Origin of the sequence: Acinetobacter sp. WCHAc060042, from assembly GCF_003231195.1 — a bacterium.
Taxonomy (GTDB): Bacteria; Pseudomonadota; Gammaproteobacteria; order Pseudomonadales; family Moraxellaceae; genus Acinetobacter.
On record NZ_QKVN01000029.1, the window covers coordinates 1 to 18,203 of the forward strand.

Genomic DNA, 18,203 nt, shown 5'->3' on the forward strand with positions numbered 1-18,203 from the left:
CGCTTTAGCGTCCTTTTTTGCTCAAAAAGAAATTAACGTCTTTGATTATAAACTGCTTGTGCAGCAGCTAAGTTCTTGCGCATTGCTTCAATACGCTGACTATTTGATGGGTGCGTCGAAAGGAATGAAGAACCACCAGCCCCATCGAGCTTATTCATTTTCTCCCATAAGCTAATTGCCGCTTGTGGGTTATAGCCTGCACGCGCCATCAACATTAAACCGCCCTCATCTGCGCGGCTTTCTAAGCTACGCGAATACGGCAGGCCAATACCAATCTGACTACCTAACTGCGCCGCAGCTGTCCCAGTTTGACCCACGCCAGCAGCACTGAGACCAATACCCAAAGCCAAGTCAGTTAATGCTTGCGCACCAACTTTACTCTTTGAATGCTCTTCTAAAGCATGCACCATCTCATGTCCCATCACTGCTGCAATTTCAGCATCAGTAAGGTTCAACTTATCCACAATACCCGTATAGAACACCACCTTACCACCAGGCGCTACATAAGCATTGACTTGATTTGACTTAAGTACAGCCAACTGCCAGTCAAATCGAGTGCCTGTTTGATTCATCTGATCAGCATAAGGCTTCAAGCGATTGAATACACCATAAATACGCTTGTACGTGCTTGATGAAGTGTCCAAAGTTTTGTTGGTTTTTGCTTCATTTACAGTTTTGTTAAAACCTTGAGTTGCTGCTGCATTTAAAGTTGCTGTATCCGCACCTGCAACCTCCGCAAAAGTTGCACAACCAGAAATGGTGACCACCGTTGCTGCGCACAGACTCATTAATATTTTATTTTTCATTATGGCTTAACTCCATCCATTTCAAAGCACTTCACATAATGTGTTGAATTATAATGAGTAGATCTAAAGTGTTAAATATCATAAGCATGTTTTATCATAGCAATTATGTAAAAACAGCTTCATCACTATGCATATTCAACAAAGCCAAATTCACAACAAATGTCAGACTCCAAACTTAAAGTTATTACAGAAACTGAATCAGAAGCCAATAGACCAGACACAGAATATTTAAGCCTAAATATAGATGGCTTAATGGCTCAATTTTTTCTTCAAGCGTTTGACTTTTACGTTTAGCAAATAAAAATGCATTTTGAATAAGAATGATTGGCACCAAAATACAAGCAATAATCACAGACAGCCCAATCAGCGCACTATAAATAACATCAGGATCAGTGGTTTGCCCCTGAATAATCATCATCGCGATTGTTGGCGCACCACCCATAGCAAAAAGTAGTGAGTAAAAAATAGTTCCTGCGATATTCTTTTGCATCCTGCCTGCTCATCTGTTTATCTTGAATTTTATTCTAACAAGCACTTATACATGATGTCGTGCTTATTCATGCAACTTTAGTCTGGAAAACTATAGTAGTTCAACTGTTTATATCCATATTAAATATAAGCTTAATGCCTAACTTTCTCCTGTAGCACCCATTAAAAAACCCTGCACAAAAGGCAGGGTTTTTATGGGCGTTTAGCGCTTAAGCTTCAAACGGATGACGCAAGATAATTGTTTCTTCACGGTCTGGACCAGTAGAAATAATGTCGATTGGACATTCAATTAATTGCTCTAGGCGTTTAACGTAGTTGATTGCTGCTTGTGGTAACTGATCTACTGATTTCGCACCAAAAGTAGACTCAGACCAACCTGGCATCGTTTCATAAATTGGTTTTAAAGTTTCAAATGCCAACGCATCAGAAGAACCAACACAACCAGAATCAGCAGCTTCATAACCTACACAGATTTTCACTTCTTCTAGACCATCAAGAACGTCTAGTTTAGTTAAGCAAATACCTGAGAGTGAATTGACTTCCACAGAACGGCGTAAGATTTCCGCATCAAACCAACCACAACGACGTTGACGACCAGTAGATGCACCAAACTCAGAACCAATCGTCCCTAAGTGCTTACCAATAGCGTCACCTACGTCATTTGCAGCATCGTAAACCAACTCAGTTGGGAACGGGCCTGCACCGACACGTGTCGTGTATGCTTTTGTGATACCTAATACATAGTCAAGGTGTAATGGACCCAAACCTGAACCTGAGCTTACGCCACCAGCTGTGGTGTTTGAAGACGTTACATACGGGTATGTACCATGGTCAACATCAAGAAGTGAGCCTTGAGCACCTTCAAACATGATATTGTCACCATTTTTACGGTATTTATGCAACTCACCTGTAACATCAATCACGAGTGGTGCAACCACTTCACGCCATTGATCACAAAGCGCAAGCACATCTTCTAATTGAACTGCTTCTACACCGTAGAATTGGGTTAATTGGAAGTTATGGTATTCAAGTAATTCAGTCAGCTGAGCTTTAAGATGCTCACCACCACGTACCAAGTCTGCAACACGAATTGCACGGCGTGCAACTTTGTCTTCATACGCAGGGCCAATACCACGACCTGTTGTACCAATTTTTGCATTGCCACGCTTAATTTCACGTGCTTGATCCAATGCGATATGGTTTGGCAAAATCAATGGACAGTTTGGTGAAATACGTAAACGTTCTTTAACTGGCACGCCTTCTTTTTCAAGAATGTCCATCTCTTTGATGAGCGCTTCAGGAGAAAGTACAACACCATTACCAATTAAGCACAGTACGTTTTCACGTAAAATACCAGATGGAATGAGGTGTAATACAGTTTTCTTACCACCAACGACAAGTGTATGACCTGCGTTATGTCCGCCTTGATAACGAACGACCGCAGCCGCTTGATCTGTGAGCAGGTCGACGATTTTACCTTTACCTTCGTCGCCCCATTGGGTACCGAGTACCACAACATTCTTGCCCATAATAGCCTCATTGCATCATGCTGTTAAAATTGAAGAACTTTTCAGGCTTTAACTGACCTGAAGAAGTGATTAAATCTGTTCTACAGTCCATTGACCTGCAACATTCACCAATTGGTGCGTCGCATATGGAAGTGTAGTTAAATCATCCTGACCCAAAAGTTGAATCACGCTCATGCCTTTGGCACGTGTGTGTTCAATCGCTTGGAGCAAATCTGTTTGTGTTCCTTTCGGCGCAACAACTAAACTGTTTTGCTGAAAACGCCCTGCGCTAAGCGCATACAAGTCACAACTAAAACCTGTCGCTGGACGTGCACGACCAAAGTGCTCGCCAATTCCGTCATAACGCCCACCTTGTGCCAATGGCGCAGCACGATTAGGCGCATAAACAGCATACATTAAGCCCGTATGGTAGTGATATGAACGAAGTTCAACCACATCAATACCCATCTGTAGGTTTGGCCAACGCGCTTGAATTTCAGACTGTGTGGTTTTTAATGCGTCGAAAGCTTGCTTAAACTCAGCATCGGCAATCACTGCTGCACTTAAATGCGTTTGCAAAGCATCTAAGTCACTTGCATAACGCCCTAAAGTATAAAAGTCTGCACCAAAGTTCAAATCTTGAGTAAATTCAGCCAACTCTGGCAATGCTTTACGTTGATATAAATCAGAAAGTTGACGTTCAGTTGCTTTGTTTAAGCCTGCAACTTTCACCAAACTACGGAATAAGCCCACATGACCTAAGTCCAAGTGAATACCATCTGCAAAGCCTGCTTTCGCAAGTAAGCTAATCATCACGTCAATCAGTTCAACATCAGCATCAATGCTATCTGAACCAAATAACTCAGCACCTAATTGTAAAGGCGCACGTGTGGTATTAAAGCCTTGTGGTTTGGTATGTAGGACTGTTCCTGCATAGCAATAGCGAGCAACGCCTTCAACTGGATGTACATGCGCATCAATACGAGCCACTTGTGGTGTCATATCGGCACGCACACCAAGCAAACGACCAGATAACTGGTCAATGACTTTAAAAGTGGCTAAGTCTAAATCTTGATTCGATTCTGAAAGAGAAGATAACGATTCGATATATTCAATGAATGGCGTGTACACCAACTGATAACCTCGTGTTGCGAGGAAATCTAATGCTTGACGACGCAAAGTTTCAATCACTTGCGCCTGTTCTGGCAGTACATCAGCTACACCATCAGGTAATAACCATGTCTCTGAAATGGGCATGTTGTAAACCTAAAATCTTGTCAGCGCGGAACGAATCCGCATAAAAAAATCGGGGCACACCCGATTTCTCTTAGTCTATCACGATACAATGTGCTGTGCATTAGACAATTTCGGAAAATTTAATTTATCGTTTCAACTTTAACAACCAGCGCGCTATAAAATCTGTTGCTTTTGAATCATTCATTCTTAACTAGATTTTAAATCATCTCAAAATCCCAACCCAAACGACTACTGACTATACCGAAGCATGTCACATATTGAAAAAAATCATTTAAAACATTGTTTTATATTTTATTTCCCATTAACAGACTGCTTGCGAAAAAAGCAAGTTATTTTATACTCCTGCTCAATTCAACAGCAAGAATAAATACAACACCACATTATATAGACCATTTTAATCACACTATTTTCACTTGGGGAACGTTTGATGGAATTGCACAGCAACTTATATTACAAGCATGCAAATGCTCAAATCATGGCAAAATTAGACCGGCTGTTCCAAGAACATCGTGGTGATGCAGGCCAATTTACGACTTTAACCTGTGACATTAACCCTGAACATGGTGTTGAACTGGCTGAAGATATTTTAAATACGATTGATAACATCGAGTTTGATCTGGGTCCTGAGTCATTAGGCACTATTGCAGGCTATTCAGTTGCCCATTTTGTTCATGGCTCAGCAGGCGATGAGTTCATTGAAGCGATTTTATTCTTCTTGAAAGCCTTGCTTCCAGACATTCACACACAAGCATGGGGCTGTGGCGATGATGATCCGTGGGAGTTTTGGTTTAAGTTCGACGGAGACGAGCTTGTCCGCGAAGACGATGAACCGTTAAATGATCCGGAAGAAGATGAAGAAATTAAAGCCAGTATTTATGCATGGTGGCATGCAGATCTGCCTAAAGAAATTAAAGAAGGCTTTTTAAACGAAGAGTAAGTTGCCAAAGCAAAAGTACACGCCCAATCACTTGTGTACTTTTGCCTCAACATAGCAACTCAAATCTAAGAATTATGAGTTTAAATACTCATCTACTGACAGCACCGTCGAAAACATTTGAAATGCTGCTAAACATGCAGACTGTACATCCTCTGCTTGCACAGTTTTATTGGCATAACTCAAATCACGTGTTGCTGTTGCATCTGCAATAACCACTGGATCATAGCCAAACTCCGCGGCAGCACGGGAAGTTGCATCTACACACATATGCGTCATCATGCCACTAATCACTAATTTTTCAACACCAAGCTGATCCAACACCGTCTTTAGATTGGTTTCAAAAAAACTATTCGGATAATGTTTTTCAACCACGATTGAATCTGCTGTCAATTGCAAGCCTGAATGTAATTCAACACCAAACGTGCCCGCTTCAAAAAATGGGGCATTAGGTTGATTAAAAATATGCTGAATATAGATAATTGGCTGTTTATTTTTCAAAAATGCGTCTTCCAAAAGATTAATCTGCTTTAATGCTAGCTCAGCCTGATATAGCGCCATCTTAGCTTGTGGAAAATAATCATTTTGAACATCAATAATAACTAGTGCTGTTTTATTCATTTAAATCACCCTCTCATCTTCATTTCAGTCTGATGTATCAATGCCATAGAATAAGTAAAATAAACCAGCTCTTGCAGTTGAATATGAAAGAATGTATCTATAAATGTTTTCAGAGTGAAAGAACGATCATCTATGCTGTCAAATCAAGATCCAATTGACTTAAAAATCTTAAAGATTCTTAAAAATGACTCCCGATTAAGTCATAAAGACATTGGTGAATTGGTTCATCGCACAGGTCAAGCGGTGGGAAATCGTATTGCAAAAATGCAAAACGAAGGTCTCATTCAAAAATATACGGTTGATTTAAATTATGAGACGACCCAATTTATTCGGATCATGATGGAAAATAATCAATTTGGACAGTTTGAAACTTTTTTAGCACAGTTTGATCAAGTTGAATATGCATATAAAGTTTGTGGCTCCGCATGCTATATGCTGACCTGCCACTTTCATCAAAGACAATTGAATGACTTTATTGAACAGCTCTCCGCATGGGGACAATATTCCGTAGACAGCGTAGTCAAAACGATTGAGCTATAAATTTAACTCACAACTCATCCTTTCACGTAGAAACCCACAGAGTAGTGATCAAGTTTGCCAAGCGGAAAATCGCCTTTGATTTGCAGAACAGGTTTCTAATCGCGCTTGCACTCAACTTGGATAATATACATCACGACTAAACCCGTTAAGCTAAGGGTAACTCAGTCGTTTGTTTAATATTTTGCAGCGGAATTTCTGTTTTTATACTTTGTATATTGGGAATTTTATTCAGACGGTGAATTTGAAACTGTCGATAGGCATCCAAATCTGCAACTACAATACGTAAAAAGAAATCACAATCCCCTGCCATTAAATGACATTCAACCACTTCTGGAACTTCACGAATCGACTCGACAAATTGGTTCACAGTTTGTGGGTCCTGACTTTTGAGCCAAATCCGTGCAAATACGGTCAATCGCAAATTCACCTTGGCAGGATCAACCAACGCCACATAAGCCCGAATAATCCCATCTTCTTCTAGCTGCTTTACTCGTCTTAAACACGGTGAGGCAGACAGTCCAATGCGCTGAGCCAACTCATTATTTTGAAGTTTTCCATCGACTTGTAGTACTTGTAATATACGTTTATCTGTTTGGTCCATAAATTCCACCCCTAAAGCATAATTTTGCTCATATTTAACCAATTAAAGCATATTATGCTAAACAACCCTAATATTAAGCTAAATAAAGTAAAAAATATCTTCGGAAAAACCCTAAAATTATTCACCTACCGCACCAAAACATAGCACGTATAGGCGATTTAAAATGCTCTCCTTTAGAAATACGACTCAGGAACTTAATGACTCCAGCGATTATGTCGAGTTTAAACGTGGAATTAAAACGTCTATCCCGATGCTGCTGGGCATTATTCCTTTTGCTTTGGTCTTGGGAACACAAGCCACTCAAAAAGGCTTTAGCCATTTAGAAGTCCCACTCTTTACTGGCCTAAACTTTGCGGGCGGTTCCGAATTTGCTGTGCTGGAGGTCTGGACCAACCCACCAAATTTTCTCGTTTTAATTTTCATTACTTTTCTAGTCAACAGCCGTCATTTACTCATGGGTGCAAGTCTCGTGCCCTATTTACGCCATTTGCCCAATCGACAGGTTTTCCCTGCTCTGTTTTTCATGTGTGATGAAAGTTGGGCAGCAGCTCTTGCCGATGCAGAACAAAAGAAAAGATTTGGGCTACAACAGGCCTTTAGCATGTCTTACTACGCAGGCATCTGTTTTGCCCTGTACTTGATGTGGGTCAGTTTTACCAGTTTAGGTGCCATTCTTGGTCCTTTACTTGGAGATGTACACAGTTACGGTTTTGATATGGCCTTTGCTGCGGTATTTCTGGTTTTATTGCGTGGCATGTGGAAAGGCTTCAGCGCGGCACGCCCTTGGCTGGTTAGTCTCATTAGTGCAGCGATTGCTTATTTATATTTACCGACGGGTTGGTATGTGCCTATTGGTGCAATCTGTGGCATCGCCTCTGCTTTCATATTTATTCAGGAGGATGAGCTATGATTCACGGCACGACTCTTGTTGCAATTCTATTGGTTGCAGCCACCACTTATCTGACACGTATATTGGGCTATGTTTTGCTGAAAAATAAAACACTTACCAATAAACAGCGGAAAATTTTAGAAGTTGTCCCAGGCTGTGTACTAATTTCAGTGATTGCGCCTTATTTTGTGAAGGACAATGTCGCAGATCTACTCGCCATCGCTATCACTTTGCTTGCAGCTTCACGATTTTCACTCTTACCAACCGTTGTGATTAGTATGCTGAGCGCGGCATTATTGCGTACCGTGCTCATCTAAACTTAATTTTTAGCGTTCAGGCTGTACGGCTTTAGCGAGAATATTCACCAACTCAGCGTTTTGTAGCTCAACTTTTTGCAACTTAGAGGTGGTCTGCTCGATCACTTCCTGTTGCACATGCATCTTTTTTGCAAGATCTTGCATAATCTCTAAAGTCTTTTTTAAATTTTCTTCAAGATGGTGTACTTTTTCCTGAAGCTGATGTAGCTCTGCGTAGGGGTCAGTTTTATCTGTCTGATTTTTAAATTGAAACCAAATTAAAAACACCACTGCGACCGCCAACAACAAAATAAATCCCCAAATTAAGATCAACATAAGCACCACTCTTCTTTATTTTCGTTTATACACTCATCATACCCACAAGTCTGTATGCGGTCTATGTCTATCATCTTGTTTTCAGAGTAAAAGATACTGTAGAAAAGTCCTTTAGATTAATGACGCACTAAAAGATTCACACAAATCCAATAAGCGGTTTGCATAGCCCCATTCATTGTCATACCACGCAAAGACTTTGGCTTGATGCCCTACCACCATTGTTTGCGTTAAATCAACAATGAGTGAATATGGTGAATGGTTAAAATCCGAAGACACCAAGGGTTCATCGGTCACATCCATAATTTCACGGTAGTCTGACTTCGCCGCCTGAATCAACACTTCATTGATTTTATGATCGGTAATCGGTGTTTGCGAAATAAAGGTCAAATCAATTGCCGCCACATTAATGGTCGGTACGCGGATGGAATAACCATCAATACGATCGGCCATTTTTGGCATGACTTGTTTTAAAGCACCTAAAGCAGACGATGTAGTCGGGATAATGTTTTGACCTGAAGCACGAGCACGTCTTAAGTCCCGATGCGCATGATCCAATACAGACTGATCGGCAGTGACCGCATGAATTTCCGTCATGAGCGCAGTATCAATACCAAAAGCATCATCAATGATTTTAACCAAAGGCACTAAGGCCTGCGTGGTACATGACACACTGGAAATGATTTGGTCACTGGCTTTGACCTCATGGTGATTCACCCCATACACAATTGCGGCATCAACTGAGTCAAAAGGTGCCGCGCCAATAATGACCCGTTTTGCACCTGCATGGATATGCTCTGTTGCTGCTTCACGCGAGCGAAATAAACCTGTGCACTCTAGAACCACGTCGACATAGAGACTGGCCCAAGGTAGATCTTGCGGGTTTGCCTGACACAATACTTCAACTTTGAGCTGCGCCTGATCTTTAGACAAATGTAAATAAATTCTTTCATTTTCATAACTTAAATCGACTTTCCCTGGAAAGCGCCCATGAGTCGTGTCATATTTAAATAAATGCAATAAGGTTTCTACATCTGCCACATCATTTACCGCGACGATTTCAAACTGAAAGTTCTTTGGATTTTCAAACCAAGCACGTAATACATTACGTCCGATTCGACCAAATCCATTTATCGCCACTCGTTGCATGACTTGCCCTTATTTATAAAATGATGAAAGATAAAGCTGGCCTATATTAATGGATTTATATAGATTTGGTTAAGCTTTCTTTTTCTATGATTCATCAGTGAAGATGATGAATATGAACCCTTAAGTCACAAATTGACCTGCCTGACTAGACCTATCAACCTGCTTTCTTTCTATCAAATGATATAAATATCCAACATTAACCTGCAAAATCAAAGAACGATTGAATACATAGAAATGTCATCAATTCGCCTTAAAGTGATTGGTGCAACATCCTTTTTCCGTTATAATTTGGCGTTTTAAAATTTTTAAGCCAGTAACTGAAGTCAGCGTATTTAGAATAAGACTTGCTTCAGCTACTATTAGCCAAATCGAAATTATGGAGTGACTTGGTTGTGAGTACTCGTTTTATGACATCAGCTGAAATTCGCGAAGCTTTTTTAAGCTACTTTGAATCGCAAGGGCATACACGTGTCGCGTCGAGTTCTCTAGTTCCCGCCAACGACCCTACTTTGTTGTTTACCAACGCGGGTATGAACCAATTTAAAGATTGTTTCTTAGGCCTAGAAAAACGTGATTATGTACGTGCGGTGTCTTCACAAAAGTGTGTCCGCGCAGGTGGTAAACATAACGACTTAGACAACGTCGGTTATACCGCACGTCACCATACTTTCTTTGAAATGTTAGGTAACTTCTCATTTGGCGACTACTTCAAACGTGATGCAATCAAATTTGCATGGGATTTTCTAACAGGTGAAGCTTGGTTAGCACTGCCTAAAGACAAACTCTATGCAACGGTTTACCACACTGACGACGAAGCATTTGACATCTGGAACAAAGAAATTGGTTTAGATGCATCTCGTATTATTCGTATTGGCGACAACAAAGGTGGCCAATACGCATCAGATAACTTCTGGGCAATGGGTGATACAGGTCCTTGTGGTCCTTGTTCTGAAATCTTCTTTGACCATGGCGACCACATCTGGGGTGGCTTACCGGGCACACCTGAAGAAGATGGCGACCGTTTCATTGAAATCTGGAATAACGTTTTCATGCAGTTCAACCGTACTGCGGATGGCGTATTGCACCCTCTTCCAGCGCCTTCTGTCGATACAGGCATGGGCTTAGAGCGTATTTCTGCTGTTTTACAACATGTTAACTCTAACTACGAAATTGACCTATTCCAGCACTTACTCAAAGCGGCCGCTGAAATTATTGGTTTAGATACCGCAGCACTTGAAGCAGAAGCACACGAAAAAGGTACACCAGTTCAGTACCCTGCTTCACTTAAAGTCGTTGCCGATCACGCACGTTCATGTTCATTCCTAATTGCGGATGGTGTAAACCCATCAAATGAAGGTCGTGGTTATGTACTACGCCGTATTATCCGTCGCGCAGTTCGTCATGGTAACAAGCTCGGTGCAACTGGCTCCTTCTTCCATAAAATGTTGCAACCTTTAATTGAAGTGATGGGTCAAGCTTATCCAGAACTTGAAGCACAGAAAGTCCGTATCGAAGCACAATTACTGAAAGAAGAAGAACAATTTGCTAAAACCTTAGAGCAAGGTTTGAAATTGCTTGAAGGCGAATTGGCTCAACTGAAAGGTTCAGTGATTCCAGGTGAAGTGGTGTTTAAACTGTATGATACTTACGGTTTCCCAACTGACCTGACTGCTGACATCGCACGTGAACGTGATTTGACCATTGATGAAGCAGGCTTTGAAGTTGAAATGGCTGCACAACGTCAACGTGCACGTGATGCAGGTAAATTCGCCATTGACTATAACAGCGTGGTTAAAGTTGAAGGCGAAACTCAGTTTGACGGCTATGACGCAACGGTTGGCGAAGGTCAAATTATCGCAATCTACAAAGATGGCGAACAAGTTGATGAAGTGCTTGAAGGTGACGAAGCTCTCATCGTACTGAACCAAACCCCGTTCTATGCAGAAAGCGGCGGTCAAATTGGTGACACAGGTATTTTCAAAAATGACACGGGTATTTTTGAAGTCCAAGACACCAAGAAATCGGGTGGTGCTTTTGTACACCAAGGGATCGTGACAGTCGGTAGCATTAAGCTTGCTCAACATGTAGAAGCGACAGTGAAAGCAGACATCCGCGCTGCAACTGCGCGTAACCACTCTGCGACTCACCTTTTACATGCTGCACTACGTCAAATCTTAGGTGAACACGTACAACAAAAAGGTTCATTGGTTGCCTCAGACATCTTACGTTTTGACTTTGCCAACGATCAACCTGTGTCATTTGAACAGCTTCAAGAAATTGAACGTCTTGTAAACGCTGAAGTAATTGCCAACACTACAGTTTCTACTGAGCTTTTAGACATCGAATCTGCGAAAGCAAAAGGCGCGATGATGTTGTTCGGTGAAAAATATGGCGATGAAGTTCGTGTACTTTCAATGGGTTCAATCATTGAAGAAAAAAACTTCTCAATTGAGCTGTGTGGTGGTATTCACGTTAAACGCACGGGCGACATCGGCTTATTCAAAATCACTTCTGAAGGTGGTGTAGCTGCAGGTGTACGTCGTATTGAAGCGGTAACAGGTACAAAAGCCATTGAAGTTGCTCAAAAAGCTGACCGTGATATCAATACCATCAATGGTTTATTGAAAGCTCAAAAAGACCAAACTTTAGAAAAAGTTGAAGCTTTAGTCGACACTGCATCAAGCTTGCAAAAACAAATTGAGCAACTCAATCAAAAACTTGCCAGCTTCCAAGCTGCTGAACTGCTTAGCCAAGTTCAAACGCTTGCGGGTCGTCAAACACTGATCACGACTGTTCAAAACATGGATGCGAAATCACTTCGCAATCTACATGACGGTGTGAAATCAAAATTAGAAAATGCAGTCATTGTCCTTGCAGGTGTTGAAGGTGACAAAGTCAGCCTGATTGCATCTGTAGCAAAAGACTTTACTGCTTCTATTAAAGCAGGTGACATCATCAAACATCTAGCAACTGAGCTCGGTGGTAAAGGTGGTGGCAAACCTGACTTAGCACAAGGTGGCGCGCCACTAAACGAGAAGTTTGCAACAGTGATGGCAGATTTAGCTGCTTGGCTTGAAGCGAAATAAAACTTCACCTTTTGTGTAACTGACCTTGAATGATGCATTCAGGGTCATGGTTTATATGGAACAACTATGGCATTAATCGTTCAAAAATATGGCGGTACCTCTATGGGTACTCCAGAGCGCATTTTAAATGTTGCTCGTCGTGTAAAGCGTTGGCATGACCACGGCCACAAGGTTGTAGTGGTTGTATCAGCAATGAGTGGCGAAACCAATCGTCTACTTGCTTTAGCGAAAGCCATTACCGAAACCCCTGACCCACGAGAATTAGACCAAATGGTTTCTACGGGTGAACAGGTAACGATTTCAATGTTAGCTATGGCGCTCAATTCTATTGGCGTTGAAGCTAAGTCGCTCACTGGTCGCCAAGTCGGCATTAAAACGGACAGTTCATTTACCAAAGCACGTATTGAGTCGATTGATACAGATGTGATGACTGAACATTTAGATGCAGGCCGCGTTATTGTAGTTGCTGGTTTCCAAGGCTTTGATTTGAATGGCAACACAACAACACTTGGCCGTGGTGGTTCAGATACTTCAGGTGTAGCCTTAGCTGCTGCATTAAAAGCAGATGAATGCCAAATCTACACAGACGTAGATGGTGTTTATACCACTGACCCACGCGTTGCGCCAAAGGCGAAAAAAGTAGACCGCATTTCATTTGAAGAAATGCTGGAAATGGCATCACTTGGTTCTAAAGTTTTGCAGATTCGCTCGGTTGAATTTGCGGGCAAATACCAAGTGCCTTTACGCGTATTATCAAGTTTTGATAATGACGATGATGGCGCATTCGACGAAGAATTTAAGAAAAACGTCGGAACACTAATCACCACTGAGGCGGAAGACAACATGGAACAACCAATCATCTCTGGTATCGCATTTAACCGTGACGAAGCTAAACTTACGATTTTAGGTGTTCCTGATGAACCAGGTATTGCATCTAAAATTCTATCGCCAATTGGTAATGCCAACATTGAAGTGGATATGATTATCCAAAATGTTGAGGAAGACGGTACGACCGACTTCACCTTCACGGTAAACCGTGGTGAACTTGCTAAAGCAACAAAAATTCTTGAAGAAACCGCTCAAGCTATTGGTGCTCGCGAAGTTGCTACACGTGATGACATTGTTAAAGTGTCAATCGTAGGTGTAGGTATGCGCTCTCACGCAGGCGTTGCAAGTAAAATGTTTACTGCTCTTGCTGATGAAGGCATCAACATTTTGATGATCTCAACATCAGAAATCAAAATTTCTGTGATTATTGAAGAAAATTACTTAGAACTTGCTGTTCGCTCTTTGCACACGGCTTTCGGTTTAGACCGTGAACATGGCGAGTCAAGTGCCCGTGCTTAAGTAATCGAGTGAAAAACTTGTCATTGTCTGACAGTTTTTGCAAAAGACTACAAAATTTCAGAGCCACTATAGTTTTTTCTATAGTGGCTCTGTTATATTAAACCCGAGGCTTTCTTAAATTTAAACCTATGTTATGCCAAATACTGCTAGACATTAAAAAAAACAGAATGTCATGTAGTTGTATTGAACATTTGTTTAAATTTTTTTAAATACAAAAAATTATGTATTTATTTTAGTACAACTGCAGGTTTAGCGTTTTGCAAGGAGATAAACATGCTGATTTTGACCCGACGTGTCGGTGAAACATTAATGATTGGGGATCAAGTAAGCGTTACTGTGCTTGGTGTCAAAGGCAACCAAGTTCGTATTGGTGTCAATGCTCCCAAAGAAGTATCTGTACATCGTGAAGAGATCTATCAACGCATTCAGCATGAACGTGCTATGCATGAGCACCTTCAACATCTGGATCAGGATTACCAACCTGCTTATGAAGATGATGGTGCACAGCAGAACAACTACAACCGTTAAGGTTGAAGTTTTCTGACATAAAGCGGCTCGATCAGCCGCTTTAAATTTTTATGGCATCTTTTTTTGCTCAAGTGCCTCGATCACTTTCTTTACAGGTCCAAAACTACGGCGGTGTTCATCAATCACCCCATGTTCAGCAATCGCTTCAAAATGTGCCTTAGTTGGATAACCTTTGTGTTTGGCAAAACCAAACTGTGGATACTTGCAATCCAATTCAATCATTTGATGGTCACGTGTCACCTTCGCCAGAATACTCGCTGCTGAAATTTCAGCATGTAAAGCATCCCCTCCAATGATTGCTTCACAACTCATGCTCAAGCCTTGTGGGATTTTATTACCATCAACCAAGACATGGTCAGGTTGCACTGCCAGCTTCTCCACCGCACGGCGCATCGCAAGTAATGAAGCTTGTAAAATATTGATCTCATCAATTTCAGCAGCACTCGCTTCAGCAATCGCCCATGCCAATGCTTTTTCCTGAATTTCAACAAAAAGTTTTTCACGTTTTTTTTCGGTCAATTTTTTAGAGTCATTTAAGCCCTGTATGGGATTATTCGGATCTAATATCACAGCAGCTGCAACGACCGAACCCACTAAAGGGCCACGCCCTGCTTCATCTGCACCAGCAATTTGCATATTCTACTCTCATAAAAAATGGCTGATAACAGCCACTCTCAATATTAATAACAATTTCTTGCGTCTAGTTTAACACTTCGGATGCACAGGTGGCGGTAGTTTTAGTTGTTGCTAAAGCGGTATAGGTCGCCTTTGCTTTAGGATCAATCGCGGCCAAGGCCAGTTGCTCTTTGGACAAGACCTTTGGTGAGTTCTCACCTACACAGTTACATACTTTACGTTTTTTCTTTTGTTTTTGATCGTCAGAAAACAACTTACTCGTCATAAGCCAAGTTGGATTATTTTCAATTTCATCCATACATTTTGCATGAGACGCCATTTTAATGACAGAAAAACCATCTGAGTTTGAATTCGATAATGGATTCGACACACAAGCAGTCAGCAAAACAGAGCTGAATAAACCCATGATTAATTTATTATTTTTCATACATATATACCTTTTTTTATTGATCAAATAATGCTTCAATTTTTATTATTCAGTTCAATATAAAAGATAAATAAATAAAAGTACAAAAGATTGATCAAGAAGTTCGAATTCATCTCACCTCTTGACCCGCCACTCAGTGATTAATTGACCGCTTCAGCCACACATGCATTGATGGTCTTCGTCACAGCATTGCTAATAATTGTTGTACGGGCTGCTGGATCAATCGCTGCCGTTGCAACATCAACTGCTGTAATATTTTGTGGAGCTTTATCACTCACGCAACCACAAATTTCAGTTTGGATATCGGCTTTTTGATCAGCCGTCATAAGTTTAGTCGCAGTTTTCCATGCGGGTAAATTATTCAGCTCAGTGGTGCATTTTGCATTAATGGCAATTTTGAGCGCCGCGGTACCTAACTGTTGAGTTGTGGTTTCAGCCGTTGACGGAGTACCTGTCGTGGTACATGCTGAGAGAACCAAAGCCAAAGGGGCTAACATTGCGACACATTTTTTCACTGATTTATCCTTTTCTTGCAGTTAAAATTCAGCGTATTGTGCCGAAGATTCTCGCATTTCGGAAATACTATTTCGTAAATGCACCGATCATACTTAATCCATTGCATAATTTTAGATCATTCGCACCACTCATCTAAACAGCGTTGCAGAATTTCAACGCTATGTTGCATCTCGTATATTTTTGCAATATCTATAGTTCTATAAAATAGCGCAACATAAAAATGGATGTGAATCTAATGAACACAGTAAATACCCATTACACGCGTACCGCTCAAGTTCTACATTGGCTGATGGCAATTATCTTTATTGTCGCGTGGCTGATTGGGTTTTATAGCGGAAATTTCTTAAGTTATGATGCTGATGGTAGCTTTAAAGGGGATGTCATTACCTTACACAAGAACATTGCCACCACGATTATTTTTCTGGTGGTGATTCGTATCTTTTGGCGCTATACACACCCTGCGCCTAAACTGCCTGATAGTATGTCCCCGCTAATGCAAAAACTGGCACACCTTGGTCATTTGGCTTTATATTTCATTTTGTTGGCTTTGCCAATTACTGGTTGTTTATTTAGTTGGAGTGCTGGACACCCTGCACCGGTTTTGTACCTTTTTGAAATTCCCCGTTTAGTACAAGACAATCCAGAGTTACTCGCGATCGTAAAACCTTTACATATTTGGATTTCATGGGCAGCTGGATTACTGTTGGTAGGTCATATTGCAGCAGCGCTGAAACACCACTTTATCGATAAAGATAACGTATTAAACAGCATGACCAAACAAGCAAAGTAAGACCAAGTTGAATCAGCCTAAAAGCATCAATCTGTTGCTTTTAGGACTTCATCCACCACGCATCCTTTAAGCGTATTCAATACGCCCTGTTGTACTACCTGTTTTTTGACTTGCTCATCAACCACTGCATGTAATAAGGTTGTTGCGGGAATATCCTTTAATGCATTTTCACCCACGCAGCCACAGATTTGTGTTTGGAGTTGATTCTTTTTTTCTTCACCAATCAATGCTGTACTGACTTTCCATAAGCGTGTCGACTCCAACTCTACACCGCACTGATATACCACCACTGGCTTTAATAACTTTTGAGTTAACCCTGTATCTGTTTTAAGTAAATAAACTGCAAAAAGTGCAAAAATAACCACAAGCAATGCAATGATTTTTTTCATATCGACCTCACATAAAAAAGACAGAGCGAACTCTGTCTTTAAAGCAACATTAGATTAAGCAATGGCTGCAATTTCAGCCGCCCATTTTTGCTTCTCTTCTGTCGAAATAAACGACGCTTCAAAAGAGTTCAGCGCCAACTGTTTTAGCTCAGCTGCTGTTAAGTCTAATGCATCTGTAATCGCAATAAAGTTATCATTCATATAACCACCAAAGTACGATGGGTCATCTGAATTTACTGTCACTTGCACACCTTGTTGCAATAAACGGCGGATATTGTGCTGTGCCATATCATCAACGACACATAACTTTAAGTTACTGAGTGGGCAAACTGTCAGTGGCATTTTCTCTGCAATCAAACGCTGCATTAATACAGGATCTTCTTCAGAACGTACACCGTGGTCAATACGATTCACTTTAAGCAAATCTAAAGCTTCCCACACATATTCTGCTGGGCCTTCTTCACCTGCATGCGCAACCACTAAAAAGCCTGCTTCACGTGCTTTAGCAAAGACACGTTCAAACTTTGCAGGAGGGTGCCCAACTTCGCTTGAGTCCAAGCCTACACCAATGATTTGATCTTTATAAGGCAATGCCTGCGCTAAAGTTTCAAATGCAGCGTCTTCACTTAAATGACGTAAGAAACACATAATCAAATGCGAACTAATGCCAAATTTTGCTTTGGCATCATCACAAGCACGTTGTAAACCATTGATCACGGTTTCAAATGCAACACCACGATCAGTGTGTGTCTGAGGGTCAAAGAACATTTCGGTATGTACTACGCGGTCTTCAGCACATTTTTCAAAGTACGCCCAAGCCAAATCATAAAAGTCTTGCTCGTGAATCAGTACATTTGCACCTGCATAATAGATGTCTAAAAAGGACTGTAAGTTATGAAAGTTATAAGCCTGCTTTACTTCTTCAACCGACTTATAGGGAATGTCTATTTGGTTACGCTGTGCAATTGCAAACATGAGTTCTGGCTCAAATGTCCCTTCAATATGCACATGCAGTTCTGCTTTTGGTAAAGCACGAATGAGCTCCAATTGACTCATATCTC

At 41.1% G+C, this 18,203-nt stretch carries 21 protein-coding genes; 8 read left to right on the plus strand and 13 right to left on the minus strand.

The genetic code is table 11. The features are described 5' to 3' along the window. Positions 1-32 precede the first annotated feature (32 nt). From DPG01_RS12915 to DPG01_RS12930, 4 genes are all read right to left on the minus strand, one after another. The gene (locus DPG01_RS12915) at positions 33-806 is read right to left on the minus strand and encodes a M48 family metallopeptidase (protein ID WP_086207849.1); all 774 of its coding nucleotides are present in this window, start codon (positions 804-806) and stop codon (positions 33-35) included. A 184-nt stretch (positions 807-990) separates the two neighbouring features. Continuing rightward, positions 991-1,296 (minus strand): hypothetical protein, encoded by a 306-nt coding sequence (locus tag DPG01_RS12920; RefSeq protein WP_086207850.1) that lies wholly within the window; start codon positions 1,294-1,296, stop codon positions 991-993. Positions 1,297-1,504: 208 nt separating this feature from the next. After that, positions 1,505-2,824, minus strand: coding sequence for an adenylosuccinate synthase (locus tag DPG01_RS12925; protein WP_086207851.1), 1,320 nt, complete (start codon positions 2,822-2,824; stop codon positions 1,505-1,507). Between the two features lie 69 nt (positions 2,825-2,893). Next, complete coding sequence (locus DPG01_RS12930; protein ID WP_086207852.1) at positions 2,894-4,060, minus strand: ATP phosphoribosyltransferase regulatory subunit; 1,167 nt, start codon at positions 4,058-4,060, stop codon at positions 2,894-2,896. A 427-nt stretch (positions 4,061-4,487) separates the two neighbouring features. Here DPG01_RS12930 and DPG01_RS12935 point away from each other — a divergent pair, with 427 nt between their 5' ends. After that, positions 4,488-4,997 carry a hypothetical protein gene (locus tag DPG01_RS12935; protein ID WP_086207853.1) on the plus strand — a complete coding sequence of 170 codons (510 nt, stop codon included), beginning with the start codon at positions 4,488-4,490 and terminating at the stop codon, positions 4,995-4,997. 72 nt (positions 4,998-5,069) lie between these two features. Here the strand turns inward: DPG01_RS12935 and DPG01_RS12940 are convergent, their stop codons facing one another. Beyond that, complete coding sequence (locus DPG01_RS12940; RefSeq protein ID WP_110975372.1) at positions 5,070-5,615, minus strand: cysteine hydrolase family protein; 546 nt, start codon at positions 5,613-5,615, stop codon at positions 5,070-5,072. A 132-nt stretch (positions 5,616-5,747) separates the two neighbouring features. On the opposite strand from DPG01_RS12940, the gene DPG01_RS12945 reads away from it, so the two are divergent. Next, a complete protein-coding gene (locus DPG01_RS12945; protein ID WP_086207855.1) occupies positions 5,748-6,155 on the plus strand; it encodes an Lrp/AsnC family transcriptional regulator in 408 nt (135 codons plus the stop codon). Positions 6,156-6,300: 145 nt separating this feature from the next. On the opposite strand, the gene DPG01_RS12950 is transcribed toward DPG01_RS12945, so the two are convergent. Then, on the minus strand, positions 6,301-6,756 hold the full coding sequence (locus tag DPG01_RS12950; protein WP_086207856.1) for an Lrp/AsnC family transcriptional regulator: 456 nt from the start codon (positions 6,754-6,756) through the stop codon (positions 6,301-6,303). A gap of 163 nt (positions 6,757-6,919) precedes the next feature. Here DPG01_RS12950 and DPG01_RS12955 point away from each other — a divergent pair, with 163 nt between their 5' ends. Both DPG01_RS12955 and DPG01_RS12960 read left to right on the plus strand, forming a co-directional pair. Further along, positions 6,920-7,666 carry an AzlC family ABC transporter permease gene (locus tag DPG01_RS12955; RefSeq protein WP_086207857.1) on the plus strand — a complete coding sequence of 249 codons (747 nt, stop codon included), beginning with the start codon at positions 6,920-6,922 and terminating at the stop codon, positions 7,664-7,666. Continuing rightward, entirely contained in the window at positions 7,663-7,962 is a 300-nt protein-coding gene (locus DPG01_RS12960) for an AzlD family protein (protein WP_086207858.1), read from the plus strand. Before DPG01_RS12955 ends, DPG01_RS12960 begins: the two co-directional genes overlap by 4 nt. Before the next feature lie 9 nt (positions 7,963-7,971). Here the strand turns inward: DPG01_RS12960 and DPG01_RS12965 are convergent, their stop codons facing one another. Both DPG01_RS12965 and DPG01_RS12970 read right to left on the minus strand, forming a co-directional pair. After that, a complete protein-coding gene (locus DPG01_RS12965; RefSeq protein WP_110975373.1) occupies positions 7,972-8,277 on the minus strand; it encodes a hypothetical protein in 306 nt (101 codons plus the stop codon). A 111-nt stretch (positions 8,278-8,388) separates the two neighbouring features. Next, positions 8,389-9,423: a type I glyceraldehyde-3-phosphate dehydrogenase gene (locus DPG01_RS12970; protein WP_110975374.1), complete on the minus strand. Its 1,035-nt coding sequence runs from the start codon at positions 9,421-9,423 to the stop codon at positions 8,389-8,391. A 392-nt stretch (positions 9,424-9,815) separates the two neighbouring features. Here DPG01_RS12970 and alaS point away from each other — a divergent pair, with 392 nt between their 5' ends. From alaS to csrA, 3 genes are all read left to right on the plus strand, one after another. Continuing rightward, positions 9,816-12,509 carry an alanine--tRNA ligase gene (gene alaS, locus DPG01_RS12975; RefSeq protein ID WP_171327415.1) on the plus strand — a complete coding sequence of 898 codons (2,694 nt, stop codon included), beginning with the start codon at positions 9,816-9,818 and terminating at the stop codon, positions 12,507-12,509. A gap of 66 nt (positions 12,510-12,575) precedes the next feature. Continuing rightward, the gene (locus DPG01_RS12980) at positions 12,576-13,856 is read left to right on the plus strand and encodes an aspartate kinase (RefSeq protein WP_086207862.1); all 1,281 of its coding nucleotides are present in this window, start codon (positions 12,576-12,578) and stop codon (positions 13,854-13,856) included. Between the two features lie 273 nt (positions 13,857-14,129). Further along, positions 14,130-14,384, plus strand: a complete 255-nt coding sequence (gene csrA / locus DPG01_RS12985; protein WP_086207863.1) for a carbon storage regulator CsrA — start codon at positions 14,130-14,132, stop codon at positions 14,382-14,384. 48 nt (positions 14,385-14,432) lie between these two features. Here the strand turns inward: csrA and rnhB are convergent, their stop codons facing one another. The 3 genes from rnhB to DPG01_RS13000 all read right to left on the minus strand — a co-directional run bounded on the left by rnhB (position 14,433) and on the right by DPG01_RS13000 (position 15,962). Beyond that, positions 14,433-15,020, minus strand: a complete 588-nt coding sequence (gene rnhB, locus DPG01_RS12990; RefSeq protein ID WP_086207864.1) for a ribonuclease HII — start codon at positions 15,018-15,020, stop codon at positions 14,433-14,435. A gap of 64 nt (positions 15,021-15,084) precedes the next feature. Then, a complete protein-coding gene (locus DPG01_RS12995; RefSeq protein WP_110975376.1) occupies positions 15,085-15,447 on the minus strand; it encodes a hypothetical protein in 363 nt (120 codons plus the stop codon). A 140-nt stretch (positions 15,448-15,587) separates the two neighbouring features. Continuing rightward, positions 15,588-15,962 (minus strand): hypothetical protein, encoded by a 375-nt coding sequence (locus tag DPG01_RS13000; RefSeq protein ID WP_110975377.1) that lies wholly within the window; start codon positions 15,960-15,962, stop codon positions 15,588-15,590. Between the two features lie 236 nt (positions 15,963-16,198). Between DPG01_RS13000 and DPG01_RS13005 the strand changes: the two genes are divergently transcribed. Then, entirely contained in the window at positions 16,199-16,753 is a 555-nt protein-coding gene (locus tag DPG01_RS13005; RefSeq protein WP_110975378.1) for a cytochrome b, read from the plus strand. Between the two features lie 26 nt (positions 16,754-16,779). Here DPG01_RS13005 and DPG01_RS13010 read toward each other — a convergent pair whose 3' ends face one another. Together DPG01_RS13010 and DPG01_RS13015 are read right to left on the minus strand one after the other, a co-directional pair. Further along, positions 16,780-17,142, minus strand: coding sequence for a hypothetical protein (locus DPG01_RS13010; protein WP_110975379.1), 363 nt, complete (start codon positions 17,140-17,142; stop codon positions 16,780-16,782). A 54-nt stretch (positions 17,143-17,196) separates the two neighbouring features. Continuing rightward, a complete protein-coding gene (locus DPG01_RS13015; RefSeq protein ID WP_110975380.1) occupies positions 17,197-18,198 on the minus strand; it encodes an adenosine deaminase in 1,002 nt (333 codons plus the stop codon). Positions 18,199-18,203: the final 5 nt, after the last annotated feature.

Excerpts from the sequence above, each read along its gene's own strand:
- DPG01_RS12915 (WP_086207849.1), bottom strand. The coding sequence starts at position 806 with ATGAAAAATAAAATATTAATGAGTCTGTGCGCAGCAACGGTGGTCACC.
- DPG01_RS12920 (WP_086207850.1), bottom strand. The coding sequence starts at position 1,296 with ATGCAAAAGAATATCGCAGGAACTATTTTTTACTCACTACTTTTTGCT.
- DPG01_RS12925 (WP_086207851.1), bottom strand. The coding sequence starts at position 2,824 with ATGGGCAAGAATGTTGTGGTACTCGGTACCCAATGGGGCGACGAAGGT.
- DPG01_RS12930 (WP_086207852.1), bottom strand. The coding sequence starts at position 4,060 with ATGCCCATTTCAGAGACATGGTTATTACCTGATGGTGTAGCTGATGTA.
- DPG01_RS12935 (WP_086207853.1), top strand. The coding sequence starts at position 4,488 with ATGGAATTGCACAGCAACTTATATTACAAGCATGCAAATGCTCAAATC.
- DPG01_RS12940 (WP_110975372.1), bottom strand. The coding sequence starts at position 5,615 with ATGAATAAAACAGCACTAGTTATTATTGATGTTCAAAATGATTATTTT.
- DPG01_RS12945 (WP_086207855.1), top strand. The coding sequence starts at position 5,748 with ATGCTGTCAAATCAAGATCCAATTGACTTAAAAATCTTAAAGATTCTT.
- DPG01_RS12950 (WP_086207856.1), bottom strand. The coding sequence starts at position 6,756 with ATGGACCAAACAGATAAACGTATATTACAAGTACTACAAGTCGATGGA.
- DPG01_RS12955 (WP_086207857.1), top strand. The coding sequence starts at position 6,920 with ATGCTCTCCTTTAGAAATACGACTCAGGAACTTAATGACTCCAGCGAT.
- DPG01_RS12960 (WP_086207858.1), top strand. The coding sequence starts at position 7,663 with ATGATTCACGGCACGACTCTTGTTGCAATTCTATTGGTTGCAGCCACC.
- DPG01_RS12965 (WP_110975373.1), bottom strand. The coding sequence starts at position 8,277 with ATGTTGATCTTAATTTGGGGATTTATTTTGTTGTTGGCGGTCGCAGTG.
- DPG01_RS12970 (WP_110975374.1), bottom strand. The coding sequence starts at position 9,423 with ATGCAACGAGTGGCGATAAATGGATTTGGTCGAATCGGACGTAATGTA.
- DPG01_RS12980 (WP_086207862.1), top strand. The coding sequence starts at position 12,576 with ATGGCATTAATCGTTCAAAAATATGGCGGTACCTCTATGGGTACTCCA.
- csrA (WP_086207863.1), top strand. The coding sequence starts at position 14,130 with ATGCTGATTTTGACCCGACGTGTCGGTGAAACATTAATGATTGGGGAT.
- rnhB (WP_086207864.1), bottom strand. The coding sequence starts at position 15,020 with ATGCAAATTGCTGGTGCAGATGAAGCAGGGCGTGGCCCTTTAGTGGGT.
- DPG01_RS12995 (WP_110975376.1), bottom strand. The coding sequence starts at position 15,447 with ATGAAAAATAATAAATTAATCATGGGTTTATTCAGCTCTGTTTTGCTG.
- DPG01_RS13005 (WP_110975378.1), top strand. The coding sequence starts at position 16,199 with ATGAACACAGTAAATACCCATTACACGCGTACCGCTCAAGTTCTACAT.
- DPG01_RS13010 (WP_110975379.1), bottom strand. The coding sequence starts at position 17,142 with ATGAAAAAAATCATTGCATTGCTTGTGGTTATTTTTGCACTTTTTGCA.
- DPG01_RS13015 (WP_110975380.1), bottom strand. The coding sequence starts at position 18,198 with ATGAGTCAATTGGAGCTCATTCGTGCTTTACCAAAAGCAGAACTGCAT.